General features: G+C 67.3%; 18 protein-coding genes and 4 pseudogenes. 7 read left to right on the plus strand and 15 right to left on the minus strand.

The features are described 5' to 3' along the window. Positions 1-181 precede the first annotated feature (181 nt). The 5 genes and pseudogenes from trmB to ACSJDS_RS01145 all read right to left on the minus strand — a co-directional run bounded on the left by trmB (position 182) and on the right by ACSJDS_RS01145 (position 5,016). The gene (gene trmB, locus ACSJDS_RS01125) at positions 182-928 is read right to left on the minus strand and encodes a tRNA (guanosine(46)-N7)-methyltransferase TrmB (protein ID WP_473031758.1); all 747 of its coding nucleotides are present in this window, start codon (positions 926-928) and stop codon (positions 182-184) included. 52 nt (positions 929-980) lie between these two features. Beyond that, entirely contained in the window at positions 981-1,778 is a 798-nt protein-coding gene (locus tag ACSJDS_RS01130; RefSeq protein WP_473031759.1) for a thiazole synthase, read from the minus strand. Positions 1,779-1,829: 51 nt separating this feature from the next. After that, positions 1,830-2,030, minus strand: coding sequence for a sulfur carrier protein ThiS (thiS, locus tag ACSJDS_RS01135; RefSeq protein ID WP_473031760.1), 201 nt, complete (start codon positions 2,028-2,030; stop codon positions 1,830-1,832). 114 nt (positions 2,031-2,144) lie between these two features. Further along, positions 2,145-2,557 (minus strand): annotated as a pseudogene (locus tag ACSJDS_RS01140) (PaaI family thioesterase). A gap of 284 nt (positions 2,558-2,841) precedes the next feature. Continuing rightward, on the minus strand, positions 2,842-5,016 hold the full coding sequence (locus tag ACSJDS_RS01145; protein WP_473031761.1) for a malate synthase G: 2,175 nt from the start codon (positions 5,014-5,016) through the stop codon (positions 2,842-2,844). Between the two features lie 266 nt (positions 5,017-5,282). Here ACSJDS_RS01145 and ACSJDS_RS01150 point away from each other — a divergent pair, with 266 nt between their 5' ends. Continuing rightward, positions 5,283-6,254 carry an alpha/beta hydrolase gene (locus ACSJDS_RS01150; RefSeq protein WP_473031762.1) on the plus strand — a complete coding sequence of 324 codons (972 nt, stop codon included), beginning with the start codon at positions 5,283-5,285 and terminating at the stop codon, positions 6,252-6,254. Further along, the gene (locus ACSJDS_RS01155) at positions 6,251-6,730 is read left to right on the plus strand and encodes a hypothetical protein (protein ID WP_473031763.1); all 480 of its coding nucleotides are present in this window, start codon (positions 6,251-6,253) and stop codon (positions 6,728-6,730) included. The genes ACSJDS_RS01150 and ACSJDS_RS01155 overlap by 4 nt, the downstream gene beginning before the upstream one ends. Positions 6,731-6,756: 26 nt before the next feature. Here the strand turns inward: ACSJDS_RS01155 and ACSJDS_RS01160 are convergent. Both ACSJDS_RS01160 and ACSJDS_RS01165 read right to left on the minus strand, forming a co-directional pair. Continuing rightward, a pseudogene (locus tag ACSJDS_RS01160) lies at positions 6,757-8,264 on the minus strand (YifB family Mg chelatase-like AAA ATPase). A 230-nt stretch (positions 8,265-8,494) separates the two neighbouring features. Beyond that, on the minus strand, positions 8,495-8,815 hold the full coding sequence (locus ACSJDS_RS01165) for an accessory factor UbiK family protein (protein WP_473031764.1): 321 nt from the start codon (positions 8,813-8,815) through the stop codon (positions 8,495-8,497). A gap of 360 nt (positions 8,816-9,175) precedes the next feature. Here ACSJDS_RS01165 and ACSJDS_RS01170 point away from each other — a divergent pair, with 360 nt between their 5' ends. The 3 genes from ACSJDS_RS01170 to glnK all read left to right on the plus strand — a co-directional run bounded on the left by ACSJDS_RS01170 (position 9,176) and on the right by glnK (position 11,366). Continuing rightward, positions 9,176-9,514 (plus strand): P-II family nitrogen regulator, encoded by a 339-nt coding sequence (locus ACSJDS_RS01170; protein ID WP_209474746.1) that lies wholly within the window; start codon positions 9,176-9,178, stop codon positions 9,512-9,514. 35 nt (positions 9,515-9,549) lie between these two features. Beyond that, the gene (locus ACSJDS_RS01175; RefSeq protein ID WP_473031765.1) at positions 9,550-10,881 is read left to right on the plus strand and encodes an ammonium transporter; all 1,332 of its coding nucleotides are present in this window, start codon (positions 9,550-9,552) and stop codon (positions 10,879-10,881) included. A gap of 146 nt (positions 10,882-11,027) precedes the next feature. Further along, complete coding sequence (glnK, locus tag ACSJDS_RS01180; protein WP_473031766.1) at positions 11,028-11,366, plus strand: P-II family nitrogen regulator; 339 nt, start codon at positions 11,028-11,030, stop codon at positions 11,364-11,366. 117 nt (positions 11,367-11,483) lie between these two features. Here the strand turns inward: glnK and ACSJDS_RS01185 are convergent, their stop codons facing one another. Continuing rightward, complete coding sequence (locus ACSJDS_RS01185) at positions 11,484-12,260, minus strand: ferredoxin--NADP reductase (RefSeq protein WP_473031767.1); 777 nt, start codon at positions 12,258-12,260, stop codon at positions 11,484-11,486. Positions 12,261-12,405: 145 nt separating this feature from the next. On the opposite strand from ACSJDS_RS01185, the pseudogene ACSJDS_RS01190 reads away from it, so the two are divergent. Beyond that, positions 12,406-13,331: pseudogene (locus ACSJDS_RS01190) on the plus strand (LysR family transcriptional regulator). Between the two features lie 38 nt (positions 13,332-13,369). Here ACSJDS_RS01190 and ACSJDS_RS01195 read toward each other — a convergent pair. The 7 genes and pseudogenes from ACSJDS_RS01195 to phnD form a co-directional block, all read right to left on the minus strand. Beyond that, the gene (locus tag ACSJDS_RS01195) at positions 13,370-15,157 is read right to left on the minus strand and encodes a methyl-accepting chemotaxis protein (protein ID WP_473031768.1); all 1,788 of its coding nucleotides are present in this window, start codon (positions 15,155-15,157) and stop codon (positions 13,370-13,372) included. Beyond that, the gene (locus ACSJDS_RS01200; protein WP_473031769.1) at positions 15,130-15,456 is read right to left on the minus strand and encodes a hypothetical protein; all 327 of its coding nucleotides are present in this window, start codon (positions 15,454-15,456) and stop codon (positions 15,130-15,132) included. The genes ACSJDS_RS01195 and ACSJDS_RS01200 overlap by 28 nt, the downstream gene beginning before the upstream one ends. A 96-nt stretch (positions 15,457-15,552) precedes the next feature. Then, positions 15,553-16,053, minus strand: a complete 501-nt coding sequence (locus ACSJDS_RS01205; protein ID WP_473034945.1) for a host attachment protein — start codon at positions 16,051-16,053, stop codon at positions 15,553-15,555. A gap of 29 nt (positions 16,054-16,082) precedes the next feature. Then, positions 16,083-16,892 carry a phosphonate ABC transporter, permease protein PhnE gene (phnE, locus tag ACSJDS_RS01210; RefSeq protein ID WP_473031770.1) on the minus strand — a complete coding sequence of 270 codons (810 nt, stop codon included), beginning with the start codon at positions 16,890-16,892 and terminating at the stop codon, positions 16,083-16,085. Continuing rightward, a pseudogene (phnE, locus tag ACSJDS_RS01215) lies at positions 16,886-17,703 on the minus strand (phosphonate ABC transporter, permease protein PhnE). Before phnE (ACSJDS_RS01215) ends, phnE (ACSJDS_RS01210) begins: the two are co-directional and overlap by 7 nt. Continuing rightward, positions 17,700-18,506: a phosphonate ABC transporter ATP-binding protein gene (phnC, locus tag ACSJDS_RS01220; RefSeq protein ID WP_473031771.1), complete on the minus strand. Its 807-nt coding sequence runs from the start codon at positions 18,504-18,506 to the stop codon at positions 17,700-17,702. The pseudogene phnE (ACSJDS_RS01215) and the gene phnC overlap by 4 nt, the downstream one beginning before the upstream one ends. Before the next feature lie 64 nt (positions 18,507-18,570). Then, the gene (gene phnD / locus ACSJDS_RS01225; RefSeq protein ID WP_473031772.1) at positions 18,571-19,566 is read right to left on the minus strand and encodes a phosphate/phosphite/phosphonate ABC transporter substrate-binding protein; all 996 of its coding nucleotides are present in this window, start codon (positions 19,564-19,566) and stop codon (positions 18,571-18,573) included. A gap of 198 nt (positions 19,567-19,764) precedes the next feature. Between phnD and ACSJDS_RS01230 the strand changes: the two genes are divergently transcribed. After that, complete coding sequence (locus ACSJDS_RS01230; RefSeq protein ID WP_473031773.1) at positions 19,765-20,379, plus strand: histidine phosphatase family protein; 615 nt, start codon at positions 19,765-19,767, stop codon at positions 20,377-20,379. The last annotated feature ends 280 nt before the right edge of the window (positions 20,380-20,659 follow it).

Genomic DNA, 20,659 nt, shown 5'->3' on the forward strand with positions numbered 1-20,659 from the left:
CTGGGAGTCCTTCGGCCTCCTTTCGCCCGGCAGAGCCGAGACGTCGAACCGCGGCCTCCCACCATAAAACCTGCCAAACATGTTCACGCTAAAGTGCGATGAACCTCTTTGTTTGCTGCGCTGAAAAGACGACGGCCCGAAAACGCGGGCCGTCGTCGTCAGGAAGAGCAGCGGCGGCGGTTCAATCGACCCGGCGGTAGATCAGGTCCCAGACCCCGTGTCCGAGCTTCTCGCCGCGGGCCTCGAACTTGGTCAGCGGCCGAAACTCGGGCCGCGGCACATAGGGGGCGGTGTCCGGCGCGGCGGTATTGGCATAGCCCGGCGCGGTGTCCATCACCTCGGCCATCCACTCGGCATAGGCCTGCCAGTCGGTGGCCATGTGCAGGGTGCCCCCGGGCTTGAGCCGGGTGCGAATCAGCGCCACGAAGGCGGGCTGCACGATGCGCCGCTTGTGGTGCTTCTTCTTCGGCCAGGGGTCGGGGAAGAACAGCTGCAGGGTGTCGAGGCTCGCCTCGGGCAGACACTCCTCGAGCACTCGCAGGGCGTCCTCGCGATAGACGCGCAGGTTGGTCAAGCCACGCTTGTCGGCTTCGTCGAGCAGCTTGCCAACGCCCGGGGCGTGCACCTCAATGCCGATGAAGTCGGTATCGGGATGGGTCTCGGCCTGCTCGATCAGCGAGGCGCCCATGCCGAAGCCGATCTCCACCACCCGCGGCGCCCGCCGCCCGAACAGCGCATCGAGGTCCTGCCGACCATCCGCCAGGGTGAGCCCCAGCCGGGGCCAGACCTCCTCGAGGCCGCGGGTCTGAGCCTGGGTCATGCGCCCGGCGCGCAGCACATAGCTCTTGATACCGCGGCGGTGCAGGGGGGCCTCCGGCCGTTCCGGGCCGGTGGTCGAGGGGCTGTCTTGGCGCGAGGGGTCAGTCATGGGGCACGGGACTCTCGTTCTGAACGCTCGTTCTGGGCTTGTGATCGGCCGCTCAGCCGTTGATCCGGCCGGCGAAGGGGGAGGAGGGATCGGCGCTCTGGCGGCGCGGCATGCGCCCGGCCAGGAAGGCCTCGCGCCCCGCCTCGACGGCCTTTCTCATGGCGCTGGCCATCAGCACCGGCTGGCGTGCGTGGGCAATGGCCGAGTTCATCAGCACGCCGTCGCAGCCCAGCTCCATGGCCATGGCAGCATCCGAGGCGGTGCCGATCCCGGCGTCCACCAGCACCGGCACGCCGGCCTGCTCGATGATCAAGCGGATGTTGTGAGGGTTCTGGATGCCGTGACCGGAGCCGATCAACGAGCCCAGCGGCATGATCGCGCAGCAGCCCAGCCGCTCGAGCTCACGGGCGACGATAGGGTCGTCGCTGGTGTAGACCATGACGTCGAAGCCATCGGCGATCAGCTCCTCGGCAGCCTTGAGGGTCTCCACCACGTTGGGATAGAGGGTGCCGTCGTCGCCCAGCACCTCGAGCTTGACCAGCCGATGGCCGTCGAGCAGCTCGCGCGCCAGCTTGCAGGTGCGCACCGCGTCCTTGGCCGTGTAGCAGCCGGCGGTGTTGGGCAGCAGGGTGAAGCGCTCCGGCGGCACCACGTCGAGCAGATTGGGCTCGCCGGCCTCCTGCCCCAGATTGGTGCGGCGCACGGCGAAAGTGACCACCTCGGCGGCGGAGGCGGCAATGGCCTCGGCGGCCTCGTCGAAGTCCTTGTACTTGCCGGTTCCGACCAGCAACCGGGAGGCGAATTCACGCCCGGCGACGCGCAGCGGCTGGTCCTGAAAGATGTCTGTCATCGAGTGTGCCTTTGTCTAATGATCGGAGTAGGGCGAATCCAGCGGCTCGATTTATCCGCCGCCGATGGCGTGGACGATCTCGACCCGGTCTCCCTCCCTCAGGCGCACCGCCTCGTGCTCGCTTTTCGGCACGATGTCCTCGTTGAGTTCCACGGCGATGCGTCGGCCACTCAGGCCCAGGGTCGCGACCAGCTGCGCCACCGTGAGGTCGGCGGCCAGGTCGCGGGGCTCGCCGTTGAGCTGAATCTGCATGGCGTCCTCTCTGCGTTGACGACTGTCGCGGCCCCACATTGTAGCCGGTTCGGCGCCACCGGGGTACGGTGAGCCGCACTGCCCAGCGGGGAGTCCCACTGGCGGGGGCGCTGATCAGTCCGAGTCCGGCAGCACATAGGTGGCCGTCACCAGCGCCACCGGAGCCTCGTCGCCGGCCGATAGAGCTGCACCTCGCCCACCGCCAGGCGGCGCCCCAGCTTGAGCAGTCGCGCATTGGCGATCACGTCGCGATCGCCCCGGGGCCGACGCAGGAAGCGGCAGTGCAGGTCGCTGGTCACGGCCATGGGCTCGGGGCCGATCTGGGCGAGAATCGCCACGTAGAGGCAGACATCCGCCAGCCCCATGAGGGTGGGACCGGAAACGCTCGCCCCGGGGCGCAGGTGCTCATCCTCGATGGCCAGGCTCATGGTGGCTCGCATATGGTCGACCCCCTCAATGGTCCCGGCGCGTTGCGGGAAGACCTCATCGAGAAAATCCTCGATGGCGGCGGCGGTCATCACGGTCATGGGCGGGCTCCTTGCGTGGGGGTCAGCGATAACTCGTCAACATAACCGAAAGCGCCCCGAGCAGATACCCGGGGCGCCCTCGAACCTCGAACCTCGAACCTCGAACCTCGCCGATTTTTTCGGTTCTTCGCAGACTGGCGTGAACGGGCTATGTGGGAGGGAGCTTCAGCTCGCGAAGTAGCGCGCAGCGCTACCCATGGGCGCCTCCGGCGCCTTCGCCCGGCAGAGCCGGCCTCCCACCACCAAACCTGCCAAACATGTTCACGCAAAAGTGTGATGAACCATTATTTCGCCTTGTGCACGGCGCGCCAGTGGTGCAGCAGCGGCTCGGTGTAGCCGGACGGCTGCTCGCGCCCCTTGAAGATCAGGTCGCTGGCGGCCTGGAAGGCGGTGGAGCCGGCGAAGTCCGCGCTCATCGGCGTGTAGGTGGGATCGTCGGCATTCTGCTCGTCGACCACCTTGGCCATGCGCTCCAGGGTCGCACGGACGCGCTCGGCGTCCACCACCCCGTGGTGCAGCCAATTGGCGATGTGCTGGCTGGAGATCCGCAGGGTCGCGCGGTCCTCCATCAGGCCGACGTTGTGGATATCCGGCACCTTGGAGCAGCCCACGCCGTGCTCGACCCAGCGCACCACGTAGCCGAGGATCCCCTGGCAGTTGTTGTCGAGCTCCTGCTGGACCTCCTCGTCGGACCAGCTGGCCTCGGCAGCCACCGGCACGGTGAGCAGTTCATCGAGGTAGTCCGGCTCGCCCAGCCCCTCCAGTTCGCGCTGCACCTCGATGACGCTCACCTGATGGTAGTGCAGGGCGTGCAGGGTGGCCGCGGTGGGCGAGGGCACCCAGGCGGTGTTGGCACCGGCCTTGGGGTGGCCGATCTTCTGCTCGAGCATGGCGGCCATCAGGTCCGGCATGGCCCACATGCCCTTGCCGATCTGGGCGTGGCCGCGCAGGCCGCAGGCCAGGCCAACCTGGACGTTGTTCTTCTCGTAGGCGCCGATCCAGGCGGCCCCCTTCATGTCGCCCTTGCGGATCATCGGGCCCGCTTCCATGGCGGTGTGCATCTCGTCGCCGGTGCGGTCCAGGAAGCCGGTGTTGATGAACACCACCCGGGAGGCGGCCTCGTTGATACACGCCTTGAGATTGACGGTGGTGCGGCGCTCCTCGTCCATGATGCCCATCTTCAGGGTGTCGCGGGCCATGCTCAGCAGGTCCTCGACGCGGCCGAACAGCTCGTTGGAGAAGGCCACTTCTTTCGGACCGTGCATCTTCGGTTTGACGATGTAGACGGAGCCCTCGCGGGAGTTGCGCGGCTCGCCTTCACCCTTCTTCAGGTCGTGCAGGGCGATCAGGCCGGTGACGATGCCATCGAGGATGCCCTCGGGCAGCTCGTTGCCCTCGGCGTCGAGCACCGCCGGATTGGTCATCAGGTGGCCGACGTTGCGCACGAACATCAGCGAGCGGCCCGGCAGGGTCAGCTTGCCGCCGTCCGGGGCGGTGTACTCGCGGTCGTCGCTGAGGCGACGGGCGACGGTCTTGCCGCCCTTCTCGACCTGCTCTTCCAGATCGCCCTTCATCAGCCCCAACCAGTTGCGATAGACCCCGACCTTGTCCTCGGCATCCACCGCCGCCACTGAGTCCTCGCAGTCCATGATGGCGGTCAGCGCCGCCTCCACCACCAGGTCCTTGACGCCGGCCGGGTCGGTCTTGCCGATGGGATGCTCGGGGTCGATCTGGATCTCCAGATGCAGGTCGTGATTGACCAGCAGGATGGCCTCCGGACGTGCGGCATCGCCGCGGTAGCCCACCAGTTTGCCGGGCGACTTGAGGCCGGTCTCACGACCGCCCTCCAGGGTCACCACCAGATGGCCGTCACGCAGCGCGTACTTGACGGCGTCGCGGTGGGAGCCGGTGGCCAGCGGGGCGGCGCGGTCCAATACGCCGCGAGCGTAGGCGATCACCTTCTCGCCGCGCTTGGGGTTGAAGCTCGCACCTTTCTCGGCACCGTCCTCCTCCGAGATGGCGTCGGTGCCGTAGAGGGCGTCGTAGAGACTGCCCCAGCGGGCGTTGGCGGCGTTCAGCGCATAGCGGGCATTGCTCACCGGCACCACCAGCTGCGGACCGGCCTGCACGGCAATCTCGCGGTCGACGCCCGCGGTGGTCACCTTGACCTGGGCCGGCGGGTCCACCAGATAGCCGATCTCCTTCAGGAAGGCACGGTAGCCGGCCATGTCGCCTACCGGGCCGGGGTGCTCGCGGTGCCAGGCGTCGAGCCGCTCCTGCAGGCGCTGACGCTCATCGAGCAGCTTGCGGTTCTTGGGTGTCAAATCATGAAAGAGCGCATCCACGCCGGCCCAGAAGGCGTCGGCGTCGATACCGGTGCCCGGAAGGGCCTGGTCGTTGATAAAGCGGTCCAGTTCAGCGGCCACCTGGAGACGATGGCGAGTGACGCGTTCGGACATGGGAAGTCTCCTCGTGCGTGGCGGCCGTTCCTGCCTCGGCCAGCCGCATGTCGTGGGATGATACCACTGCGAAGGCGCCAATTTTGTGGAAAACTGTTCCATCTGTAAACCCGGGGAGGGTCTACCCTACTAGACATAGGGCGAAGGCCCGACTTTCTGACCAATTGGACAGGATCCGTCCTCCTTTTTCGAATAGACGCTATCCCGACGGCCCCGTCGGTCGCTAGGATTCAAGGAAAGCACGTGTTGACCCGCTGGAGGACGCCATGACCGACTTCACCGCGCTGCAGGCCCTGGGGCCGGTCGCTCCCTTCGTCAACGAGCGCGGGCAGCCGCTGGACGATTACCTGCAGCACTACGGGCTGGCGCCGCTGCTCACCGAGCACGTGGGGCTCTACGTCGGCTACCTGGACACGGCGCGATTCCAGCTCTGGACCCAGGTCTGGAGCCCCCGGGAAGCCGTGGGTACGGCCTTCGTGGTGCACGGCTACTTCGACCACCTGGGGCTCTATCGCCACCTGCTGGAGCAACTGCTGGAGCGCCGCTGGCGGGTGGTGCTGTGGGACCTGCCGGGCCACGGCCTCTCCAGCGGCCGGCGCGCCTGCATCGACGACTTCGGCGACTACGGCGACTGCCTGCGGGCGCTTCAGGACCAGCTCAGCGACCGGGGGCTGGCACCACGCCCCTGGCTCGGCGTCGGCCAGAGCACCGGCGCGGCGATTCTGGCCACCGATGCCCTGAGCCGTCCCGACGACGGTCACTGGTCGGGGCTGGCCCTGCTGGCCCCCCTGGTGCGCCCTTGGGGCTGGTCGCAGTCGAGCTGGCTGCACCTGTTGATGGGCCCCTTCGTTCGCACCCTGCCTCGCCGCTTTCACGAGAACTCTACCGACGCCGAGTTCGCCGCCTTCCTGCGCGAGCAGGACCCGCTGCAGCCCGAGCACCTGTCGGTCAACTGGGTCAGCGCCATGCGTCGGTGGATGCCCGAGCTGCTGGCGCTGCCGCCCAGCGACGTGCCGACCCTGATCCTGCAGGGCGAGCAGGACCTGACCGTCGACTGGGAGTGGAACCTGTCGGTGCTCGCGCAGAAATTTCCCCAGGCGCGCATTCACCGCCACCCCGAGGCGCGCCATCACCTGGTCAACGAGGCCGAGCCGATTCGCCAGGCCCTGTTCACGGCGCTGGACGATTTCATTGGCGACCTGGAGCCCCGCGCTGACCGCGCGGCGGGCGACCCGTGAGAGCGCTCGCCCTCTCCCTGTCGACGGCACTGCTGATGGCCGGCTGCGCCGCACCGCCGCCGGAGACCGATCCGGTTCGCCGGGCGCTGCTGAACCTCAGCGAGCGGGCCGCCGAGCGGGTGATGGACGTGGCCGAGCTGCAGCCCCCCAGCGATCAGGTGCTGCTGCTGCCGCGCCCCGAGGTGGACAGCGATCTGGAGATCGACACCGAGCGCTTTCTCGAAAGCCTGACCCGCGGCCTGCTCAGCGCTACGTCCGGCCCCCAGGTGCTGGACTGGCACGACGACATGGCCGGCGAAGGCAGCGCCCAGCACTGGCGGCTGGCGAGCCGGCTGGAAGCCACAAGCCCCCGACTGCGCCTCTCGGACCGCGACCTGCTGCCCTACCGACTGACGCTGACGCTGCAGCGCCCCGACGCGGAGGCCGCCGTCTGGCAGACCGAGATCGAGGGCGCCTTCGACGCCACGGCGCTATAGCCGCGCATTCCCGTCGCCCGCCCCTCTCAGCCTTGCCGGAGCTGGCGATCCAGCTGCCGATAGCCGATGGCCTCCATCAGCTCGTCCCGCTCGGGACGCGGCTTGCCGGCCAGGTCGGCGAGGGTCAGCGCCACGCGCAGCACCCGGTGATAGGCCCGCGCCGAGAGCTTGAGCCGCTCCAGCACCCCGGCCAGCCAGGTGCGATCCGCCGTGGACAGGGCGCAGGCGGCCTCCAGCGCGCGGCTGCCCAGGTGGGCGTCGAGCGCGCCCCGGGCATACTGCCGCTCGCGCGCCGCCATCACCCGCTCGCGCACGCTGGCCGAACTCTCCCCGGTCTCGCGGGCGGTCAGCTGCTCCGGCGGTAGCGCCGGCACCTCCACCTGCAGGTCGATACGGTCGAGCAGCGGGCCGGAGAGCCGAGACTGATAGCGCTGGATCTGGGCGGCGGTACAGTGGCAGGCCTGGCGGGGATCACCCAGGTGGCCGCAGGGGCACGGATTCATGGCTGCCACCAGCTGGAAACGGGCCGGGAAGCGTCGCTCATGGCTGGCCCGGGCGATGTGGATACGCCCGGACTCCATCGGCTCGCGCATCACCTCCAGCACATGGCGGCTGAACTCGGGCAGCTCATCGAGGAACAGCACCCCGTGATGGGCCAGCGAAATCTCGCCCGGGCGCGGCCAGGAGCCGCCCCCACCAGAGCCACGGCGCTGGCGGTGTGGTGCGGGGCGCGAAAGGGGCGCCGGCCCCACTGATCGGCCAGCGACAGGCCGCACACCGAGCGGATCGCCGCCACCTCAAGCGCTTCGTCCTCGGTGAGCGGCGGCAGGATCCCCGGCAGGCGGCTGGCGAGCATGGTCTTGCCGGTCCCGGGCGGACCGGAAAACAATAGGTTATGCGACCCGGCCGCGGCGATCTCCAGGGCACGGCGCGCCTGGTGCTGCCCGCGCACCTCGGCCAAGTCAGCGTCGATCGTGGCGGCCAAGGGCGGCACGGCAAGACGGTGCGCCTCTATCGGCGTCTGCCCCAGCAGATGCGCCACCACCTCCAGCAGGTGATCCGCGGGCAATACCTGAAGGTCCCCGGCCAGGGCCGCCTCATCGGCGTTCTCCCGCGGCACGATCAGCTTGCGGCCGGCCTGGCGGGCGGCGAGTGCCAGCGGCAGCACCCCGCTGATCGGTCGCAGCCGGCCGTCCAGCGCCAGCTCGCCCACGCTCTCGACCCCCGAGAGCGCCTCCACGGGGAGCTGGCCGGAGGCGACCAGGATGCCCAGGGCGATGGGCAGATCGAAGCGCCCGCCGACCTTGGGCAGGTCGGCGGGCGCCAGATTGAGCACGATACGGCGAGTATTGGGAAAGTCGAAGCCGGCATTGAGGAGGGCGCTGCGCACCCGCTCACGGCTCTCCTTGACGGCGGCCTCGGGCAGGCCCACCAGGGTCATGCCCGGCAGGCCGTTGGCCAGATGGACTTCTACCAGCACCTCGGGCGCTTCCAGCCCCAGGCCGGCACGGGTGGCGATGATGGCCAGCGTCATGCGGTCCCTCGCAGTCGGTGGTAACGCCCTCAGCGTAGCAGCCCCCTCCCCGGGCCGCCCACGCCTCGCTTAGGGAAGCACTGCATAAATGCCTACGCGAGCGAATCGCTGCGTTGCGCGCTGCTGGGGCGCCAGCCCGGTCGAATCCTCACTATACCCCATAGGCTCCGGTTTCTGCGCTGCGGGCGCCTTGCGCTTCATCTCGCTCGGCTGATTTATTCAGCGCTTCCTTAGCGGCCGGTCTCGCCCGCGCCGGCGTCCTCCTCGGGTGCCGGGGGCGTGGCATCGGCGGCGGGCTCGCCGGCGCGGGCATCGAGCGCCTGCTCCAGGGCGGCGACCTGCTGCTCCAGCGCCTCGACACGAATGCGCGTGCGCTGCAGCACATCCATCAGGATGTCGAAATCCTCCCGGGATACCAGCTCCAGCCGGTCGAAGGCGCCGCGCACCACCTGCTGAACCCCTTTCTGGAACTCCTCCGGCGCCTGGGACGCTCCCTGCAGGCGCTCGCCCAGCTGCTGGGCCAGGCGGCTGATGTGGTCATGACTCACCATGCTGATCTCTCCCGATGCGATAAATGACTGCCTACAGGATACGCAAGGCCCGGCGGCCACGCATTCCCCGTGATGCTCCGCCAGGCCCATCGCGGATCGTCTGCCCTCCTCGCCCCTCGCTATTCACACGGCAACCGCCCCGGATGCCCCGTCATGAGGCAGCTGCACCCGCACCCGGCACCGGCCTGGTGCATTCGCGCCGGCTCCGCCTCCCCGCGGACGGCGACCACGCCCCCCGTAAATGGGCAACACCATGAAAGTAATGACGTAAAACGGCAGGTGGCACGAATCTGGCTTGGCAGCATTAGCGAACCCTCGGGCGGCCGCCGCCGCCCTGCCATACCGTCCAGGAGATTCGAGATGAAACTCATCACCGCCATCATCAAGCCGTTCAAGCTCGACGACGTCCGCGAGGCGCTGGCCGACAACGGCGTCCAGGGCATCACCGTCACCGAGGTCAAGGGCTTTGGCCGCCAGAAGGGCCATACCGAGCTCTACCGCGGCGCCGAGTACGTGGTCGACTTCCTGCCCAAGGTCAAGGTCGAGGTCGCCGTGGACGACTCGCGGCTCGAGAGCGTGCTCGACGCCATCTGCAGCGCCGCCAACAGCGGCAAGATCGGCGACGGCAAGGTCTTCGTCACCCCGCTGGAGGACGTGATCCGTATCCGCACCGGTGAACGCGGCGCCGAAGCCGTCTGATCACCGGACTTTTTCTGAGCCATGGAGACATTCCAATGACGGAACTCACCGAACTGAGCTATGCGCTCGATACCTTCTACTTTCTGATCTGCGGCGTGCTGGTGATGTGGATGGCCGCCGGCTTCTCGATGCTCGAGGCCGGCCTGGTGCGCTCCAAGAACACCGCCGAGATCCTCACCAAGAACATCGCCCTGTTCGCCATCGCCTGCACCATGTACCTGCTGGTCGGCTACTACATCATGTACTCGAGCAGCGCCGGGGGCCTGCTGCCCAACCTGGGCTTCCTGCTCGGCGGCGAAAACAGCGTGGATGCGGTGCTGGCCGGCGGCGACGACGCCCCCTACTACTCCATGCGGGCCGACTACTTCTTCCAGGTGGTGTTCGTGGCCACCGCCATGTCCATTGTCTCCGGGGCCGTGGCCGAGCGCATGAAGCTGTGGGCCTTCCTCGCCTTCGCCGTGGTCATGACCGGCTTCATCTACCCGGTATCCGGCTACTGGACCTGGGGCGAGGGCTGGCTCGATGAGCTCGGCTTCGCTGACTTTGCCGGCTCCGGCATCGTCCACATGGCGGGCGCCTCCGCGGCCCTGGCCGGCGTGCTGATCCTTGGCCCGCGCAAGGGCAAGTACGGCAAGGACGGCAGCATCTACGCCATTCCCGGCGCCAACCTGCCGCTGGCCACCCTGGGCACCTTCATCCTGTGGATGGGCTGGTTCGGCTTCAACGGCGGCTCCGAGCTCAAGGTCTCCGACGTCGACTCCGCCAACAACGTCGCCCAGGTGCTGGTCAACACCAACGCCGCCGCCGCCGGCGGGGTGATCGCCGCCCTGGTCCTGGCCAAGCTGTGGTTCCGCAAGGCCGACCTGACCATGGCGCTGAACGGTGCCCTGGCCGGCCTGGTGGCCATCACCGCCGAACCCCTGGCCCCCTCGGCGCTGGCTGCCACCCTGATCGGCGGCGTGGGCGGCGCCATCGTGGTGGCCTCCATCGTCGGTCTCGACAAGCTGAAGATCGACGACCCGGTCGGCGCCATCTCGGTGCACGGCGTGGTCGGCATCTGGGGCCTGCTCGCCGTGCCGCTGACCAATGCCGACGCCAGCTTCGGCGCCCAGATCATTGGCGGCCTGGCGATCTTCGCCTGGGTGTTCGCTGCCAGTCTGGTGGTATGGCTGGTGCTCAAGGCGGCCATGGGCATCCGCGTCAGCGAAGAAGAGGAGTACGAGGGCGTCGACCTGGCCGAGTGCGGCATGGAGGCCTATCCCGAGTTCCGCGCCGCCAGCGTACAGGGCGGCGGCGGTGGCCGCGGCCCCGGGGGCCATGCGTCGCAGCCTGGCGCGCAGGTTCAGGCCAAGCCGCGCACCGAATAGCACCAAGCAGTAGCCTGCCTCTTGAAGGCCCCTTCGGGGGCCTTTTTTCTTCGCCGCCTACGCAGTGTATGCTTTAGCCCAACGCGCTCCACCGCCAAGACGGGCTGCGACCCGCGAGCCCCGCCCCGGACAAAGAGGAAACAACCATGAAACTGGTGACCGCCATCATCAAGCCGTTCAAGCTCGACGACGTCAGGGAGTCACTCTCCGAAATCGGCGTCCAGGGCATCACCGTCACCGAGGTCAAGGGCTTCGGCCGCCAGAAGGGCCATACCGAGCTCTACCGCGGCGCCGAGTACGTGGTCGACTTCCTGCCCAAGGTGAAGGTCGAGATCGCCGTGGACGACGAGATGTCGGAGAAGGTGATCGATGCCATTACCCAGGTCGCCAATACCGGAAAAATCGGCGACGGCAAGATCTTCGTCACTCCGCTGGAGCAGGTCATCCGGATTCGCACCGGGGAAACCGACAAGGACGCCGTCTGACAGCCGTAAGCTGTAAGCGAAGAGCCCAGCCCAGGTAGCTACCAGACGCAGAAAACCCCACCGGCGCCGATGGGGTTTTCTTATGGCTTGAAGCTTATAGCTCCCGGCGCAGCCGGGTTATTTCTCGACGAAGGCGCGCTCGATCACGTAGTCGCCGGGCTCGCCCATGCGTGGGGAGATGGTGAAGCCCAGGTCGTCGAGCAGCGCGCTGGTCTCGTCGAGCATCGCCGGGCTGCCGCAGATCATGGCGCGATCCTGCTTGGGATCCAGCGCCGGCAGGCCGGTGTCCTCGGCCAGCTTGCCGCTGCGGATATGGTCGGTCAGACGCCCCATGGTGTGGAAGTCTTCGCGGGTCACGGTGGGGTAGTAGACCAGCTTCTCGCGGATCTCCTCGCCCAGGTACTCGTGGGCCGGCAGCTCCTGGGTGATGAAGTCGGCGTAGGCGAGCTCGCTGACGCTGCGTACCCCGTGCACCAGCACCACCTTCTCGAAGCGCTCATACACCTCCGGGTCCTGGATCAGGCTCATGAAGGGCGCAAGGCCGGTGCCGGTGGAGAGCAGGTAGAGGTTGCGGCCGGGTAACAGGTCGTCGGTGACCAGGGTGCCGGTGGGCTTGCGGCTGACCATGATCTGGTCGCCCACCTTGAGGTGCTGGAGCCGCGAGGTCAGGGGGCCGTCGGGCACCTTGATGCTGAAGAACTCCAGATGATCCTCGTAGTTGGGGCTGGCGATGGAGTAGGCGCGCATCAGCGGTTTGCCGTTCACTTCCAGGCCGATCATCACGAACTGGCCGTTCTTGAAGCGAAGGCTGCGCTCCCGGGTGGTACGGAAACTGAAGAGGGTGTCGTTCCAGTGGTGGACGCTGAGAACGTCTTCCAAGGCAAACTTGCTCATGCCGACTCCTTGATATTCGATTAGGAAATAACGCTTCCGGTAAACTATAAAGAGAATTCTAAGAGCCCCGGCGTTATCTGTTAATTGAATTGTATGGATAACGTTTATCTATACTATAGATATAGCCTGCTCCGGAGCCCACACCATGCACTTCACCCTTCGCCAGCTGGAAGTCTTCGTCGCCGTGGCCCAGCACGAGAGCGTCTCCCATGCCGCTCGCGCCCTGGCCCTCTCCCAGTCCGCCACCAGTACCGCCCTGGCCGAGCTGGAGCGCCAGTTCGACTGTCAGCTGCTCGACCGCATCGGCAAGCGGCTCAAGCTCAACGCCCTGGGCTTCCAGCTGCTGCCCAAGGCGGTCGCGCTGCTCGACCGCGGCGAGGAGATCGAGGAGCTGCTGCGCGGCCAGCAGGGTGTCGGCTCGCTGGATGTGGGAGCGACCCTGACCATCGGCAACTACCTGGCCACCCTGTTGATCAGCGATTTCATGCAGCGCCATCCGGGCAGCCGGGTGCGGCTGCAGGTGCGTAACACCAGCGCCATTATCGAACGAATCGTCCAGCATGAACTTGATCTGGGCCTAATAGAGGGACGCTGCGAGGACGATGCCGTGGTCACTCAGCCCTGGGTGGAGGATGAGCTGGCGGTGTTCTGCTCCCCCGCCACCCGCTGGCGGGCCTGGGCCCCGTGGAGCTGGACCGGCTGCTACGCGAGGCGTGGATCATGCGCGAGCAGGGCTCGGGCACGCGGCTGACGCTGGAGCAGGCCGCCCGCCACCGCCGCGGGCGCTTCAATATCCTGCTGGAGCTGGAGCATACCGAGGGGATCAAGCGGGCGGTGGAGTCGGGGCTGGGCATCGGCTGCGTCTCGAAGCTGGCGCTGCGCGATGCCTTCCGGCGCGGCAGCCTGGTGCCGATCCCCACCCCGGAGCTGGACCTGAGCCGCCAGTTCGCCTTCATCTGGCATCGCCACAAGTACCTGGCCACCGGGATGCGCGAGTTCCTGCGCCTGTGCCGCCAGATGACCGAGGGGATCCGGCGAAGCGACGAGATCGACCTGCCCCCGGTGCCCTGAGCCGGGGCACAGGCATCGCGTGCGTGCGACGAGTCGGCTCAGCGCCCCCCGGACGGGTCGGCCGCCTCCCCGCGCAGGGTGAAACCGCCGATGATCTCAGCCAGCCGGTCCGCCTGCTCCTGGAGCTGCACCGCCGCGGTGGTCGACTCCTCCACCATGGCCGCATTCTGCTGGGTCATGGCGTCCAGTTCGCTGACCGCTACGTTGACCTGGCCGATACCATCACGCTGCTCGCCGGCGGCACAGCTGATCTCGCCCAGCACGTCGGTCACCCGGGTAACGCTGGCGACGATCTCGGCCATGGTGTCGCCGGCCTGGGCCACCAGGCTGGCCCCATCCTTGACCCGGGTATCCGACGCTTCGATCAGCGCCTTGATCTCCTGTGCCGCCGTGGTGCTGCGGCTCGCCAGGTTGCGCACCTCGCCGGCCACCACCGCGAAGCCGCGCCCCTGCTCGCCCGCCCTCGCGGCCTCCACCGAGGCATTGAGCGCCAGCAGGTTGGTCTGGAAGGCGATGCCATCCATAACGTTGACGATCTCGGCGATCTGCCGCGAGGAGTCACCGATGGCGTCCATGGTGGAGACCACCTCGCCCACCACCTCGCCACCCCGGGCCGCCACTTGGGAAGCGGAGAGTGCCAGCTGGTTGGCCTGCTGGGCGGAGTCGGCGGTCTGCGCCACGGTGCCGGTGATCTCTTCCATGGAGGCGGAGGTCTGCTGCAGGCTGGAGGCAGCGCTATCGGTGCGCCGCGACAGGTCCTGCCCGCCGGTCGCAATCTCCGAAGCGGCCACCCGCACCGACTCGCTGCTGCGCCGTACCTCCACCAGGACATCATGGACCTTGTCGGCGAAGGCATTGAACTGGATGGCCAGCTGCGCGCCCTCATCCCGTCCGCGCACCGGCAGCCGCTGGGTCAGGTCGCCGTCACCGGAGGCGATCTCCCGCATGCGACTCGCCAGATGGCGCAGCGGTCGGGCGATGCGCCCGCCGACCCAGGCCAGGGCCAGGAGACCCAGCGCCGCCAGCAGCAGCCCCACCAGGCTCATGCCCAGGGTATCCTGGCGGCGCTGCTCGGCCAGCCCCTCCTGCAGGGCGTTGAGCTCCGCCAGCACGGCCGCCTCCGGCAGGCGAATCGTCAGGGTCCAGTGGATATCGGTGTCGCCGATGGGGAAAGCGAGGTAGCGCTCGAGCAAGCCCTCCGCCTCGACCCCGATCATCTGCCCCGAGTCGCGAGCCTCAGCGATTCGGCTGGCCACCTCGCTGCCCATCACCGCCTCGGCGGGCTCACCGAGACGATCGCCGGCGCCGGTATGCGCCACCACCCCGCCGCCATCGGCCACCAGGGCCATCTCGCCAGCACCGTCGTAGAGCTCGTCATTGGCCGCCTCCAGCAGCCCCTGAATGAAATCCACCGAAAGATCGGCCCCGGCCACGCCGCGGAAGTCGCCCTCCACCATTACCGGCACATTGAAGGAGGTGACCATCAGGGTCTGGTCGCCGAACGCATAGGCGGCCGGATCGATGATGCAAGGCGCCTCGTTCTCCCGCACACAGAGGTAGTACTCCCCTTCGCGAACACCGGAAGGCAGCAGCGCTTCACTCTCGAGGGTGTCGCCCAGGGGCAGCACGTCGATCGCACCATCGGCGTCACGGTACCACCAGGGCATGAAGCGGCCGGTCTCTTGTTCATAGCCGTCCGCTTCGCGCCCGGCATGGAAGCGATCTCGATCGAAGGCATCGGGCTCCCAGCCGATATAGACATCGACCAAGTCGGGATGGGCCACCAGGGTCTCACGCGTCAGCGTCGAGAGCTCGTCACGGTCCATCCACAGCGGGGGCGCCCCTGCGCATCCTCGCGGCCCATCAGGGCATTGGTCTGGGCAAGCATCTGGGCGACCCGCAGCGGCTCTTCCAGACGGCGCCGAATTTCCACCGCACGGGACGCCGCCAGCGATGCCAGGCGCTCATCGATTGAGTCGCGCATCAGCTCTTCAGTACGGGAGGCCACCGTTTCCTGGGTGCGCGAAGACGCCACCAGGGAGTAGGCCACCATCGCCACCACGACCACCAGCAGGCAAGGGCCTGCCAGGGCGATGACGAAACGGCGGATTGATGTGAAGTGCATGAACTCCCCCTTGGCCGAGCGCTGTGATCGAGATCATCGAGCTATCGGCGAAAGGGGAGAATTCTTTAGGCTAAGGTCGCATAGTGGCAACGCCACTCAGCGCATATCGCTGACGGCCTCCTGGATGTCCGCCAGGCTGGCCTTGGAGAGGTCCTTGGCCAGGGTGTGGATCACCAGCTTGCTGGAGGGGCCGTCGAGCTTGTCGCGCAGCTGGCCCAGAAAACGCGGCGGGGCCACCAGGATCAGCTTCTCCAGGGTGTTATCGACCCGCGCACGATAGATACGCTCGGCCACTTCCTTGGCGAAGACCTGCTCTTCGTGGGTACGCGCCACGCTTTCGCCCCCCGAGGAGCGGGCGCTGGTCGACATGGACTCGTGAACGTCGGCCCCACGGTCGGTCACCAGATCGCCCTCGTGCAGCCGTCCCTCGGCATGAATCAGGCTCTCCTTCTCTTCCAGCTTGAGGGCGTCGCGGGTAAAGATGCGCGCCCGGGCTGCATCGGCCACCACGATATAGGTTGTCATAGCCTCTCCTTGATGCCAGTGGATGGGAGCGCACGGCGTCTCGGCCGCTTCGGGCACTCCCTCTCTCAACATTGGCAAGGGCGACCCCAGCGGTCAACTGCTCAGATCACCTTGCGGCGCAGCACGCTGGTGATCGCCTCGCCGACCAGCACCAGCGCCACGATGGCGATCAGGATGGTCGCCACGGTGGGCCAGGCGAAGGTGTCGATGGCGCCCTGCAGCAGGACTCCGATGCCGCCGGCGCCCACCAGCCCCAGCACCGTGGATTCACGAATGTTGATGTCCCAGCGCAGAATGACGATGGCGAAGAAGGCCGGCATTACCTGGGGCACCACCGCGTAGGCGATCACCTTCAGCTTGGAGGCGCCGGTGGCCTGCATGGCCTCTACCGGCCGGCGGTCGATCTCTTCGATCGCCTCCCCCATCAACTTGCCGATGAAGCCGATGGAGCGAAACATGATCGCCAGTATCCCCGCCAGCACGCCGGGCCCGAAGATCGCCACGAACAGCAGCGCCCAGATGATGGTGTTCACCGAACGGCTGGCGACCAGGATAAAGCGTCCCAGCCACAGGCAGGCGCGATTGGGGGTGGTGTTCTGGGCAGCGATGTAGGAGACCGGCAGGGCGATGAAAATGGTCAGCATCGTCGCCAGGGTCGCGATATGCACCGTCTCGAGCATGGCATTGAGGATCGGCCCCAGCCGGCTCGGATCCGGTGGCCACATGCGCGACCCCAGATTGGAGATCTGATTCGGCGCGTCCCACACCCAGGGCCAGAAGATGTCGATGTCGCGCACCGCCCAGTAGACCACCATCAGGGTCACCAGCAGCACGGCATAGCGAATCAGGCGCTGCCGGCGGTCGTAGCGCTGCCAGACGCGATCGGCCAGGGCACCGGCGTGATCTACCATATCTTCTTCCTTACCCAGCCGCTGATGCCTTCGCTGACCAGGATCACCGCGATGATGATCAACAGGATCGCGAAGGCGAAGTCATAGTCGTAGCGTCCGAAGGCGTTCATCAGGGTGCCGCCGATGCCCCCGGCGCCGACGATGCCCACCACCGCCGAGGCGCGCAGGTTGCTGTCGAGCTGGTACATCGACAGCCCCACCTGGCGCGGCAGGATCTGCGGGAAGACCGCATAGACCAGCGTCGCCAGGTAGCCGGCCCCGGCGGCGCGCATCGCCTCCACCTGCCCCCAGTCGATCTCCTCGATCTCCTCGGCCAGCAGCTTGCCGACGAAGCCGATGGAGTAGAGGGTCAGGGTCAGGATCCCGCCAGGGGGCCGAAGCCCACCGCGGCGACGAACAGGATGGCCACGATCACCGGGTGGAAGCTGCGCGAGACGATGATCACCGCGCGGCCGAACAGATAGACCGGCAGCGGGGCGACGTTGCGCGCCGCCATCACCGCGAAGGGGATCGACAGCGCCACGCCGAGCAGGGTCGCCAGGATGGCGATCTGGAAGCTCTCCTTGAAGCCGGTGAACAGCAGCCCCCAGCGCTCGAAGCTCGGCGGAAAACCGCCGCCGAAGATGCGTGCCGCCCGCGGCAGCCCCTCGCTGATGCGCTCCCAGTTGAACGGCAGGCTACCGAAGGCCCAGATCAGATAGGCGATCACCGCCAGCCACAGGCCGTAGCGCAGCCAGGGATTGGCGATGAAGGGCGGCTTGCGCCAGGTTCGCGGCCCCGAGGACGAGCCGGCAGCCTCAGGCCTGGTCATGGGTCACCCCCGGCTCCCCGCGTCGGCGCTGGCCGGCGGCGTTCGACGAGCTCCTCCTCGGGCGCTTCGATGCCGCCATAGATGGCCTCCAGTGCCTCCTTGGTGAAGTCGGCCGGCGCCCCGTCGAAGATCATCTTGCCGTGGCGCAGGCCCACGATCCGCTCGGTGTAGGTCTTGGCCTGGGCCACGTTATGGATATTGATCAGCACCGGCAGCGACAGTTCGCTGGCCAGGCTCTGCAGCAGCTTCATGATCTGCTCGGAGGTGCGCGGGTCCAGTGAGGCGGTGGGCTCATCGGCCAGCAGCACCTCGGGCTCCTGCATCAGCGCTCGCACCACGCCGACCCGCTGGCGCTCGCCGCCGGACAGCGCATCCGCCCGCTTGTTGGCGTAGTGGGCGATCCCCACCCGCTCCATCAGGGTGAAGGCGCGCTCGATATCCTGCTGGGGATAGCGTCGCGTCACCGCCTGGTAGAGGTTCACGTAGCCGAGCCGACCGGCCAGCACGTTCTCCATCACCGTCAGCCGGTCGATCAGATTAAAGCCCTGGAAGACCATGCCGATCTTGCGCCGGGCCCGACGCAGTGCGGCCCCCCGAAGGTTGACCAGCTCCCGGCCGTTGAGCCGGATCGAACCGGAGGTCGGCTCCACCAGGCGATTGATACAGCGCAGCATGGTGCTCTTGCCGGCGCCCGAGGCGCCGACGATGGAGACCACGCTGCTGCCCTCGACGGTCAGATCGAGCTCCTTGAGTACCGGCTCGTCATGGCCGTAGCGTTTGACCAGCTTCGAGATTTCCAGCATTCACCCACCTCACAGCCAGAGACCGGCCCGCCCCGACCCGGTGGCCGAAGCAGGCAGCGCGGACTTATTCCAGGTCTTCGCGCGTGTAGCGCACGTCGTTGGCGGCCTGGATGGTGCGGATGACCTGCCAGTTGTCCTTGTAGTTGATGGGCACGAACTTATCCACGCCTTCGAACTCCTCGCCCAGCGCCGTGCCGGCGAAGTCGAAGCTGAAGAACGCCTCCCTGATCTTCTCCACCAGGTCGGGATGCAGGTTGTGGGCATAGTTGTAGGAGGTGGTAGGGAAAGAGTCGGTCTCGTAGATGATCTTGACCTCGTCCGGGTCGTAGAGGCCGCGGGCGGCCATGCGCTCGACCACCTCGGAGGCCACCGGGGCGGCGTCGTAGTCGCGGGCCACCACCCCCAGCATGGACTGGTCGTGGCTACCGGAGTAGACCACCTCGTAGTCCTCATCGGGCACGATGCCGTACTCCGGGAACAGCGCCCGGGGCGCCAGATTGCCGGAGTTGGAGGTCGGCGAGGTATGGGCCACCCGCTTGCCGGCGAGGTCGGTAAGCGCGTCGATACCGGACTCGACATGGGTATAGACCTGCAGGGTATAGCCGAACTGGCCGTCATCGGACCCCATCAGTGCGAAGGGCACCGCGCCGGCCAGATTGACCGCGAAGGGGGTCGGCCCGGTGGAGAAGCCGGCGATATGCAGGCGACCGCTGCGCATGGCTTCGACCTGCGCCGAGTTGGACTGAACGGCGAAGAAGCGCACGTCACGCTCCGTGACCTCCGCGAGGTGGTCGATGAACGGCTGCCAGATATCGGAGTAGATGGCCGGGTCTTCCACCGGGGTATAGGCGAAGATGAGGGTGTCGGGGTCGGCCCACTGAGACTCGTCGGCGGGCAGGTCGGCGACCATGTTGCCCTCCTCGTCGCAGTAGAGACTGTCCAGGTCACCGCGGGGGCAGTCGGCCTGAGCCTGGGCGGAGACGAGCCAGGCCAGCGGCAGCAGCGTGGCGAAGGCCAGGGTGGCGAAGGGGGGCTTCCGGGAAGCCAGGCGTGCTTTCATGGCGTACCTCATGATGTCATTGTTGTTGATATCGCGGTTGGCGGCGCTTTTGAGGCTGGCAATGGGGGGCTGGGTTCGGTGTGACAGCGTGCGCTATGCTGATGGCGCGCATCGACCTGATCGAAATCGAACATGGCTCCCGCCAGTCGTGATCACAAACGAAAGCTCATGTTTCAATCTAGGTAGTGTGACGATAGCATGTCAACCGAATTCCTCAACGCTCCCGCCGGACGCCGCAACCGCTATCTGCTGATGCGCCATGGCCACAGTCAGGCCAATGCCGGCGGGGTGATCATCAGCACCCCCGAGCGCGGCCTGGATGCCTTCGGGCTCTCCGCGCAGGGCCGCGAACAGCTAGATCGGTTGGTCGCCGAGTGGGCCTGGCCGGCACCGACCCATATCCTGCACTCCGATTTCCTGCGTACCGCCGAGACCGCCGCCCGCGTGGCCCGACGCTTCGACCTGCCGCTGGTCGCCGAGCCTGGGCTTCGCGAGCGCCATTTCGGCGAGCTGGAGGGCCAGCCCGACAGCCGCTACCCCGAGGTCTGGGCGCTCGACGCCGAGGACCCGGGGCACCGCCGGTTCGGCGTGGAGAGCGTCGCCGCCGTGGCCCGGCGCATGCAGGGGGTGATCGACCGTCTGGAGCGCGAGGCCCATGACGCCACCATGCTGCTGGTCAGCCATGGCGACCCCCTGCAAATCCTGCTGACCGCCCTGGCGCAGCGGCCGCTGGGCCAGCATCGCGACCAGACGCCGCTGGCGCCTGCCAGCGTCACTCTGCTGGCGCCGGGGCAGGCCCCGCCGACGGACTGAAAATGGGTTCATCGCAGACTGGCGTGAAATTGCCTTGTGGGAGGGAGCTTCAGCTCGCGAAGTAGCGCGCAGCGCTACCCATGGGGCGCCTGCGGCGCCTTCGCCCGGCAGAGCCGGCCTCCCACCATAAAGCCTGCCAAACATGTTCACGCTAAAGTGCGAAGAACCTGAAAATGGCGTGCCGCCACGCACTCGGCTTTGTTCGGTGCCGCCGACCCCCAGCGTTTGCCTAATGGAGCAGGCGCCATGTCGCCCGGTGCGGTAGCATTCGGTAACATGA

The sequence above is a fragment of the Halomonas sp. SL18_1 genome (assembly GCF_055755715.1).

Coding starts and splice junctions, on each gene's coding strand:
- glnK (WP_473031766.1), top strand. CDS start 11,028: ATGAAACTGGTGACCGCCATCATCAAGCCGTTCAAGCTCGACGACGTC.
- ACSJDS_RS01165 (WP_473031764.1), bottom strand. CDS start 8,815: ATGGTGAGTCATGACCACATCAGCCGCCTGGCCCAGCAGCTGGGCGAG.
- ACSJDS_RS01175 (WP_473031765.1), top strand. CDS start 9,550: ATGACGGAACTCACCGAACTGAGCTATGCGCTCGATACCTTCTACTTT.
- ACSJDS_RS01195 (WP_473031768.1), bottom strand. CDS start 15,157: ATGGACCGTGACGAGCTCTCGACGCTGACGCGTGAGACCCTGGTGGCC.
- ACSJDS_RS01230 (WP_473031773.1), top strand. CDS start 19,765: ATGTCAACCGAATTCCTCAACGCTCCCGCCGGACGCCGCAACCGCTAT.
- ACSJDS_RS01200 (WP_473031769.1), bottom strand. CDS start 15,456: ATGCACTTCACATCAATCCGCCGTTTCGTCATCGCCCTGGCAGGCCCT.
- ACSJDS_RS01150 (WP_473031762.1), top strand. CDS start 5,283: ATGACCGACTTCACCGCGCTGCAGGCCCTGGGGCCGGTCGCTCCCTTC.
- thiS (WP_473031760.1), bottom strand. CDS start 2,030: ATGCAGATTCAGCTCAACGGCGAGCCCCGCGACCTGGCCGCCGACCTC.
- ACSJDS_RS01145 (WP_473031761.1), bottom strand. CDS start 5,016: ATGTCCGAACGCGTCACTCGCCATCGTCTCCAGGTGGCCGCTGAACTG.
- phnC (WP_473031771.1), bottom strand. CDS start 18,506: ATGCTGGAAATCTCGAAGCTGGTCAAACGCTACGGCCATGACGAGCCG.
- phnD (WP_473031772.1), bottom strand. CDS start 19,566: ATGAAAGCACGCCTGGCTTCCCGGAAGCCCCCCTTCGCCACCCTGGCC.
- phnE (WP_473031770.1), bottom strand. CDS start 16,892: ATGGTAGATCACGCCGGTGCCCTGGCCGATCGCGTCTGGCAGCGCTAC.
- trmB (WP_473031758.1), bottom strand. CDS start 928: ATGACTGACCCCTCGCGCCAAGACAGCCCCTCGACCACCGGCCCGGAA.
- ACSJDS_RS01185 (WP_473031767.1), bottom strand. CDS start 12,260: ATGAGCAAGTTTGCCTTGGAAGACGTTCTCAGCGTCCACCACTGGAAC.
- ACSJDS_RS01205 (WP_473034945.1), bottom strand. CDS start 16,053: ATGTTGAGAGAGGGAGTGCCCGAAGCGGCCGAGACGCCGTGCGCTCCC.
- ACSJDS_RS01130 (WP_473031759.1), bottom strand. CDS start 1,778: ATGACAGACATCTTTCAGGACCAGCCGCTGCGCGTCGCCGGGCGTGAA.
- ACSJDS_RS01170 (WP_209474746.1), top strand. CDS start 9,176: ATGAAACTCATCACCGCCATCATCAAGCCGTTCAAGCTCGACGACGTC.